The sequence below is a fragment of the Actinomadura darangshiensis genome, assembly GCF_004349235.1.
GTDB lineage: Bacteria > Actinomycetota > Actinomycetes > Streptosporangiales > Streptosporangiaceae > Spirillospora > Spirillospora darangshiensis.
This window is the reverse complement of record NZ_SMKY01000328.1, coordinates 1-9,170: the sequence shown is the minus strand read 5'-3', so window position 1 is coordinate 9,170 and position 9,170 is coordinate 1. Positions and strand designations below refer to the sequence as shown.

The window sequence follows — 9,170 nt, the reverse complement described above, 5'->3', positions numbered from 1 at the left end:
GGCGTGGACGGGGCCGGGTCGGGGGAGCGGCCGGACGTGCGGGCACGGGCGCTGCCCTCGTCGGCCGAGGTCGGGGAGGTGCGGTTCACGGCGGTGGAGCGGACGGCGCCCGGGGTGACCTTCCGGAGGTTCGAGACGTCCGGGAGCGGCGGGCCGGTGCTGGGCGACCTGCTGGACGTCGACCTGCGCAACCCGCGGGCGAAGGTCGGGCTGCTGCACCCTCCGGTGGTCGCGGCGCGGCGGACGGTGTCGGAGATGGCGGGCGCGCAGCGAGCGGTGGCCGGAGTGAACGGCGACTTCTTCAACATCAGCGAGACGCATCCCGGGGTGGTGCCGACGGGTTCCTCGTCCGGGCCTGAGGTGGACGGCGGCCGTCCGCTCAAGGGGGCGGTGCCGGACGGGCAGCGGTTCGGGCCGGGGCTGCCGCCGGGCACGTCCGCCGAGGACGTCATCGGTGTCGGCACCGACCGGCGCGGGCACGTCGCGCGGCTGCACCTCACCGGGACCGCACGGTCTGGGAAGACGTCCATCGCGCTTCGCGGGCTCAACCAGTACGCGCTCCCGGTCGGAAGCGCCGGGGTGTTCGACTCCCGATGGGGTGATGTGTCCCGTCTGCGTGCGGTCTGCGGGACGGACAAGGTGCGCAACGACCCGTGCAGCACCAACACCGCCGAGGTGACCGTCCGGCGGGGCGTGGTGGCGAAGGTCGCGGACGCGGTGGGCGCGGGCGCGATCCCCAGGGACACCACCGTGCTCGTCGGACGGGAGGAGGGCGCGGACGCGCTGCGCCGCCTCAAGCCCGGTGACCGGGTGCGGGTGTCCTACCGGTTCACCGGGCCGGTCCGGTTCCGGGTCGCCGTCAGCGGGTTCCCGGTCCTGCGGAACGGCGAGCCGCTGGACGGCCTGAGCCCCAACGGCCCCGAGCCGCGCACCGCCGCCGGCGTCAGCCGCGACGGGCGGCACCTGTACCTCGTCGTGGCGGACGGCCGGTCACTGCAGAGCGGCGGCGTGACGGTGGCCGAACTGGCGTCCCTGTTGAAGAAGGCGGGTGCCGACGACGGCGTGAACCTCGACGGCGGCGGCTCCTCGACGTTCGTCTCGCGCGTCCCCGGCGCGTCCTCGGTGACCGTCCGCAATACCCCGTCGGACGGGGCGGAACGCGAGGTCGCCAACGGCATCGGCGTCTTCGGGGCACGCACCCGCCCCTGACACGACACCGAAGACCGGCGGCCCCCGCCTGGACCGGACCCGGACGGAAGGGGCGAGTCGGCACGCGCATCCCCGTCCAGGCACCACAATGATGCGGTGACTGATCTGGACTCGGGGCCGGACGGACCACAGCCCTTCGCCCATCTGAGCGCGCCGAACGCGTCCCTGTACCGGGACGTGCTGCGGTCGTTCGCGCGGGCCAAGGAGCGCTTCGTCGTCCACCTGCGGCCCGAGGACGTAGCGGCCGAGCTGCGCCGCGAGAGCGACGAGCAGCTCGGCCAGGCGCTGGACAAGCTCGTCGACTGGGGCAACCTGCGGGCCGACGCTGACACCGGCCGCGTGACGACCGTCGAGGACTTCCACCGCAAGCGGTTCCTGTTCCAGCTCACCGCGGCCGGTCATGCCGCCGAGCAGGCCATCGCGTTCTACGAGGAGGCGATCGGGCAGCGCGGCGTGCTGCAGTCGGTGGCGCTCGCCGACATCGCCGACCGGCTCGCGGCGCTGTCGGCGCTGGCGGACGAGGCCGACCCTGACCCCGCCAAGGTCCATCTGCTGCTGCTGACGCTGGCCGAGCGGTTCTCCTCGCTCGCCGACAACGCGCAGGCGTTCATGGCGTCGCTGCGCCGGGCGATCGACTTCTCCGACGGCGACGTGGACGGCTTCATCGCCTACAAGGAACGACTGATCGACTACATCAACCGGTTCATCGCCGACCTCGCCAACTCGGGTGCGCGGATCGCGGCCCTGCTGGACGAGGTGGAGGCGCGCGGCCACGACCGGCTACTGACCGCGGCGGCGCGGCGGGAGGCGTCCGACGCGGTGCCGGAGGGCGCGGACGCCGCCGAGGCGTTCGGCCGGGCCGAGGCCGCCGCGCTGGAGTCGTGGCGCAACCGGTGGCGGGGTCTGCGGGACTGGTTCGTGTCCGGTGGCGCCGCCCGCCCCTCCCAGGCGCGGCTGCTGCGGCACTCGGCGGTGACCGCGATCAAGCAGCTGGTCGACACGGTGGGGCTGCTGAACGAGCGGCGCTCGGGCCGGTCGGACCGGTCCGCCGACTTCCGCGCGCTGGCCCGCTGGTTCGCCGAGGCACCGGACGAGGAGGCGATGCACTGGCTGTGGCGGGCGGCGTTCGGGTTGACCTCCGCGCGGCACCTCACCGTCACCGCCGCGACCGTGGCGGCGTGGGAGGCGGAGGCGCCGCAGGGACTCGCGTGGGCCGAGGCGCCGTCGGTGCGGATCTCGCCGCAGCTGCGCCGGACCGGCTCCTACGAGCGGCGCGGCAAGCCCAACCGCGTCCAGGACCGGTCGGAGTTGCGGCGGCTGCTGCGCGAGCGCGCCGACCAGGAGGCGGCCGAGACGGCGGCGGCGCGGGCGCGGCTGCGCACCGGCGGGCCAGTGCTGCTTTCGGAGCTGGGCGTGCTCGACCCGCGGGCGTTCCGGCTGTTCCTGGGGCTGCTGGGGGACGCGCTGGCGGCGCGGCTGCCGGGCGACACCGAGGTGAAGGCGCTCACCGGCGACGGGTCGATGGAGGTGCGCCTGTCGCTGGTTCCCGGCGGCGGGGAGGCACGGGTCGTCACCGAGGACGGCGTGCTCACCGGCCCGGAGCACCTCATCGAGATCACCGACCTGAACGGAAGCGGAACGTGAGCGACGACGACCTCGCGCGGCGGCGGTCGGCGCTGCGGGCCCTCCTGAAGCGTCCGCTGCTGACGGTCGAGTCCGAGCCGGAGGACCTCATCCTCGTCCGCCGGCACCAGTCGGAGCTGCGGGACTGGCTGAGCCGCGAGACGGGCTGGCGCCTCCAGGTGGACGCCGAGACGGCCCGCCTGTTCAAGACGGCGCCCACCTTGGACGACGGGACGCATCCGGCGCGCGGCAAGGCCGGGGAGCCGTTCGGCCGCCGCCGCTATGTCGTGCTTTGCCTGGCGCTGGCGGTCCTGGAGCGGGCCGATGCGCAGACGACGCTCGGCCGCCTCGCCGAGGAGGTGCTGAACGCGGCCGCCGAACCCGATCTGGCGTTCCCGTTCTCCCTGGACAGCCGGGCGGAGCGGTCCGACCTGGTCGCGGTGGTGCGGTTGCTGATCGGCTGGGGGGTGCTGCGGCGGGTGTCCGGGGACGAGGAGTCGTATCTGTCGGCGACCGGCGACGTCCTGTACGACGTGCGCCGGGTCGTCCTCGCGGCGCTGCTCACCGGCGTGCGCGGGCCTTCGACGGTGGTCGCGGAAGGGTTCGGGGAGCGGCTCGCGGAGCTGACCGACGAACCCGTCCCCGACACCGACGAGCTGCGCAACCGGGCGCTGCGGCGCGGGCTGACCCGGCGGCTCCTGGAGGATCCGGTGGTCTACTACGCCGACCTGGACGACGCCGAGCGCGGCTACCTGGTCTCGCAGCGAGCCGCGATCACCCGCCGGATCGAGGAGGCGACGGGGCTCGTCCCCGAGCTGCGCGCCGAGGGCATCGCGATGGTGGATCCCGACGACGACCTGACCGACGTGCGGATGCCCGAGCAGCGCACCGACGGGCATGCGACGCTGCTGGTCGCCGAGTACCTGTCCGGGCGCGACGAGGCGGGGCGGGGCGAACTGGAGGCGTTCGTCCGGGACGCGGCGGCGCGGCACAGGTCGTTCTGGCGCAAGGGCGTGACGGAGCCGGGCGCCGAAGGGGAACTGCTGGACATCGCGCTCGGGAAGCTGGCCGCCCTGCGGCTGGTGAAGGTGCTGCCGGACGGCCGGGTCCGGGCACGTCCCGCGATCGCACGCTATGCCGTGGAGGAACCGACCGTCCGGGAGACGAGGGGAGCCGTGAAGTGAGCGGGACGCCCGTTCCGACGTCCGAGCGCTGGAAGCCGCTGCGCGCCGGGCTGGTCGACATGTTCTACTACGACGTCGAGGAGTTCCGGTTCCATGACGGGCGGCTGCTGCTGCGCGGCAACAACGGCACCGGCAAGTCGAAGGTGCTGGCGCTGACGCTGCCGTTCCTGCTGGACGGCGAGCTGTCCCCGCACCGCGTCGAGCCGGACGGCGACCGGCAGAAGCGGATGGAGTGGAACCTGCTGCTCGGCGGGAAGCATCCCCATCCGGAGCGGCTCGGCTACACGTGGCTGGAGTTCGGCCGCCGCCACCCCGACGGGACGGCGGAGTACCGGACGCTGGGCTGCGGGCTGAAGGCGGTGAAGGACCGCGGCATCGTCCGGCACTGGTTCTTCGTCACCACGCGCCGCGTCGGCGAAGACCTGTCGCTCGTCTCGGACGGCGGCGTGTCCCTCACGCGGGAGAAGCTGCGCGAGGCCGTGGACGGGCACGGCATCGTCTACGACCGGGCGTCGGACTACCGGCGGGCCGTGGACGACGTGCTGTTCGGCCTCGGCGAGCACCGCTACGAGGCCCTGGTCAACCTGCTGATCCAGCTGCGGCAGCCGCAGTTGTCGAAGAAGCCGGACGAGCGGCTGCTGTCGCGGGCGCTGACGGAGGCGCTGCCACCGCTCAGCCCCGCACTGATCATGACGGTCGCGGAGGCGTTCCGCGGCCTCGACGAGGAGCGGGACGCACTGCGCGGTCTGGAGGAGGCCCACAAGGCCGCCACCGATTTCCTCGGGCACTACACCCGGTATGCCCGGATCGCCGCGAAGCGGAAGGCCGCCGGGCCGCGCCTCGCGCACAGCAGGTACGAGCACCTGAACCGGGATCTCACCGAGGAGGAGGCGCGCTTCACGGCGGCCGACACCGAGCTGGCGGAGGCGGCGGGGCTGCTGGCGGAGCTGGCGGCGGACAGGACCCGGCTGGAGGCCCGCAGGCAGGCGCTCGACGCCAGCCCGGAGATGCGCGACGCCGAGCGCATCGAGCAGATGGGCGAGGATGCCCGGCGCCGCGACGCGTATGCGACGGCACGGGAACGCGACCGCGGCGATCTGTCCGCCGAGGCGGCGCGAAAGCGGCACCGGGCCGAGAGGACGCGGGGGCAGGAGGGCGAGGCCGAAACGTCCTTCGGCACCGTCCGGGACGGTTCGGCCGCGCTGGCGGCGGCGGCCGGCTGCGGGACCGCCCACGCGGAGGCGATGGACGGCTGGGAGGCCGACCTCGCCGGTGCGCGGCGCGTCACCGGTTCGCTGGCCGACGACCTGTCCCGCGCCCTCGCCGAACTGGACCGGCTGCTGGCCGCGGTCACCGCCGCGCGGGCCCGGCTGGAGACCGCCACCGCCGAAACGGAACGGCTCGTCGGCGAACTGCAGGCCGCGGCCGAGCGGATCTCCTCGGCGGAAGCGGAGACCCGGACGGGTGCGGCGGAGCTGCTGGACGCCTACGTCACCTACCTGGCGGGGCTCGCCGAGATCCGGGTGGACGACCCGGACGCGCTCCTGGCGGAGCTGGAGGAATGGGCCGGGACCGCCGAGGGGCGCAACCCGGCGGCGACCGCCGTGGACGACGCCGCCCGCGAGGCCACGGCCGCGCTCGGCGGCCGGGCCGCGGACGCGGAGTCCCGGCTGCGGGCCGAACGGGACACCGAGACGTCGCTGCTGGAGGAGATCGGGCGGCTGGAGTCCGGCGGGCACGACGTCCCGCCAGTCCCGTACACGCGCACCGCCTCCCGCGAAGACCGGCCGGGCGCACCGCTGTGGAAGGTCGTCGACTTCGCCGACACGGTGCCCGCCGACCACCGGGCCGGGCTGGAGGCCGCGCTGGAGGCGTCCGGCATCCTCGACGCCTGGGTGACGCCGGACGGGACGCTGCACGGCGAGGACGACACGTTCGTGCTGACCGGCGAGGCGGTCCACGGGCCGTCGTGCGCACTGGTGCTGCGTCCCGCCGTCGACCGCGCCGACTCGCAGGCCGCCGCGCTGGCCGATGACGCGGTGCACGCCGTCCTCGCCGGGCTGGGCCTCGGGCCGGGCGCGCGGACGTGGGTCGCCGTGGACGGCCGGTGGGCGAACGGCGTCCTCGGCGGCTCCTGGCACAAGGACAGCGCCGACTTCATCGGGGAGGGCGCCCGGGAGGCCGCCCGCCGCGCCAGGATCGCCCGGCTTCGCGCCGACCTCGCCGGGACCCGGTCCCGGATCGCGGCCCTGGGCGAGGAACTGGAAGAGCTGGCGGTACGGCGGGAGACGCTGACCGCCGAGCACCGGGCCGTCCCCCGCGACACCGGCCTTCGCGACGCCCATGTCCGGCTCGCCGGGGAGCACCGTAGGCGGCGGGACCTGGACGGCGAGCACACGCGCGCGCAGGAGATCGTGACACGCCGGCGCACCGAGGTCACCGAGGCGGCGGAACACGCCGCCGAGTTCGCCTCGGACGTCGGCCTGCCGGACCGCGAACCGGAGCTCGCGCGGGTGCGCGAAGCGATCGGCGGCTACCGGCTGGCGCTGGCCGAACTGTGGCCCGCCGCGCGGGCCTTCCTGTCGGCGCGCGACACCGCGCGTGAAGCCGCCGACGAACTGCGCCACGTCCTGGAACGGCTGAACGAGGCGGCGGAGCGGGCCGCGGAGGCGCGCGGGCAGGCCGCCGCCGCCGCCGAGGAGCACCGGGCGCTGGTCGAGACGGCGGGCGCCGCCGTCGAGGAGCTGTTCCGGCGGCTGGAGGAGGTCAAGCAGGCGCTCGTCGACCGGGAACGCGCCGAGTCGCGCGCACGCGACCGGGAGCGGTCGGCGCTGGAGGAGCGCGGCAGGGCCGAGGGGAACCGCGACAGGCTGAACGCGCAGATCACCGAGGCGGCCGAGGCCCGCGACAAGGCGGTGGCGGAGTTCCGCGCGTTCGCCGCCACCGGCCTGCTGCCCGTCGCGGTCCCCGCCATGGACGTCCCCGACCCGTCCGAGGAGTGGGCGGCCAGCCCGGCCGTCCTGCTCGCCCGCGCCGTCAACACCGAACTCGGCGCGGTGGACGACGGCGACGGCCCGTGGGACCGCGTTCAGCGGAAGGTCACCGAGGAGCACAAGCTGCTGTCGGACGCGATGTCCCGGCACGGGCACTCGGTCGGGCTCACCCTCCACGACGGGATCATGGTCGTGGACGTGCTGTTCCAGGGCCGCAGCCGCGACGTCCCCGGCCTGGCGGACGCCCTGGACGCCGAGACCGGGCAGCGCGCACGCCTCCTGTCGGCCCGCGAGCGGGAGATCCTGGAGAACCACCTGCTGAACGAGGTCGCGGGCACCCTCCAAGAGCTCATCGCCGCCGCCGAGGGCGAGGTGCGGGAGATGAACGCCGAGCTGACGTCCCGCCCGACGTCCACCGGGATGCGGCTGCGGCTCGTCTGGCGGCCCGCGAAGGACGCCCCCGAGGGCCTCGACCGCGTCCGGGAGAAGCTGCGGCAGACCATCGACGCCTGGTCGGGCGACGACCGCGCCGCCGTCGGCCGGTTCCTCCAGGAGCAGATCAACCGCGAGCACGCCGGCAACCCGGCGTCCGGCTGGACCGAGCAGCTCACCCGTGCGCTGGACTACCGGTCGTGGCACGCGTTCACGATCCAGCGGCTCCAGGACGGGCAGTGGCGCCCCGCGACCGGCCCGGCGTCGGGTGGGGAGCGGGTGCTGGCCGCTTCGGTCCCCCTGTTCGCCGCCGCGTCCGCGCACTACAAGTCGGCGGGCAACCCCTACGCGCCGCGTCTCGTCGCGCTGGACGAGGCGTTCGCGGGTGTGGACGACGACTCGCGCGCCAAATGCCTCGGCCTGCTCGCCACCTTCGACATGGACGTGGTCATGACGAGCGAACGCGAATGGGGCTGCTACCCGCAGGTGCCGGGCCTGTCGATCTGCCAGCTGTCCCGCCGCGACGGCATCGACGCCGTCCTGGTGACGCCATGGCGCTGGGACGGCCGCGAACGCACCCGCGCCGACGTGCCCGGGGAACCCGTGCTCGGCCAGACGGACATCTTCGGATGACCGACGACCGCCTCCGCCGCCTGCTCGGCGGTCCGGACACCGCCTGGCTGGTGCGGCGCGTCCGTTCCCGCCTGGAACGCGGCACCCCGCTCACCGGCAAGGTCACCCTGGCGGGGGCCGCGCCGTCCGAACGGCGCGCGGTCGAACTCCTCCTTGGCCGCCGCGCGGGTACCGGCACCTCCCTGTCGGTGTCGCTCGCCGAGGTCGACCGCGTTCTCCGCACGAGCGGCGCGTCCCCGCACGGGCTCGCCGCCGCCGTCGAGTCCCTGGACGGTCCCGTCCGCGACCTGGCCCGCGAGAGCGCCGAAACGGCCGCCGCCTGGGCGGCGGCGTTCGCCCCGCTGGACGAGGCCCTCTGCGCCCGTCCCGAACTGGCCGGGTGGCGCGCCCGGCTGGACGCGACCGGGCTCGTCCGCCGCCTGGCACCCGGCCCCGCCGAAGCCGCCGAAGTCCTCGCCGCACTCGCCGCCGTGGTGCGCCGCCTGCCGTCTCCCGACATTCCCCTGGGCCGGTTCGCCGCCGAAACCTGCGGCCACGCCCACGCATTGGACGACGGCCCGCTCGCCACACTGGCCCTCTCGTCCGCCCGCGCCCTCACCGGCCTGCCGTTCCGCTCGGACGGCGGCGCCGAGTCCCGCCGCGAAACCTGGGCGGCGGTCGGCGTGCACCTGGACGAGCTCTCCTCCACCGTCCTGTGCCTGGGTCTGCCCGGTGATCCGCACTCCCCCACCGGCCGGATGCTCGCCGCCATGCGGGGCGAGCCCGTATCGCTCACCCTCCGCCAACTCCGCCGCCACGCGTCCCCGGTGGACGCCGGAGTCGTCCGCATCTGCGAGAACCCGGTCGTGGTGGCGGCCGCGGCCGACGCCCTGGGCCCGTCCTGCCCGCCCCTGGTCTGCTGCAACGGCCGCCCGTCCACGGCCGTCTGGCGCCTCCTGGAACTCCTCGCGGAAGGCGGCGCCGAGTTCCTCTACCACGGCGACTTCGACTGGGGCGGGGCCTCGATCGCCGCCGCCGTCCACGCCCGCATCGGCTGGCGCCCTTGGCGGTACGACACGACCGCCTACCGCAAGGCGGTCTCGGACACCCCCCTCAC

5 protein-coding genes are annotated in these 9,170 nt (G+C 75.0%); all 5 read left to right on the top strand.

Annotated features, from left to right (window positions below; genetic code table 11):
• Positions 1–1,209 (top strand): phosphodiester glycosidase family protein (locus E1293_RS40045; RefSeq protein WP_207939378.1); only part of this gene is annotated, 1,209 nt, incomplete at its 5' end.
• Between the two features lie 96 nt (positions 1,210–1,305).
• On the top strand, positions 1,306–2,853 hold the full coding sequence (locus tag E1293_RS40040) for a TIGR02677 family protein (RefSeq protein WP_243717282.1): 1,548 nt from the start codon (positions 1,306–1,308) through the stop codon (positions 2,851–2,853).
• On the top strand, positions 2,850–4,016 hold the full coding sequence (locus E1293_RS40035; protein WP_132204208.1) for a TIGR02678 family protein: 1,167 nt from the start codon (positions 2,850–2,852) through the stop codon (positions 4,014–4,016). Before E1293_RS40040 ends, E1293_RS40035 begins: the two co-directional genes overlap by 4 nt.
• Positions 4,013–8,074, top strand: coding sequence for a TIGR02680 family protein (locus tag E1293_RS40030; protein ID WP_243717281.1), 4,062 nt, complete (start codon positions 4,013–4,015; stop codon positions 8,072–8,074). The genes E1293_RS40035 and E1293_RS40030 overlap by 4 nt, the downstream gene beginning before the upstream one ends.
• Positions 8,071–9,170, top strand: a 1,100-nt coding sequence (locus E1293_RS40025; RefSeq protein ID WP_165978610.1) for a TIGR02679 family protein, incomplete at its 3' end; no start/stop codon positions are given. The genes E1293_RS40030 and E1293_RS40025, both read left to right, overlap by 4 nt.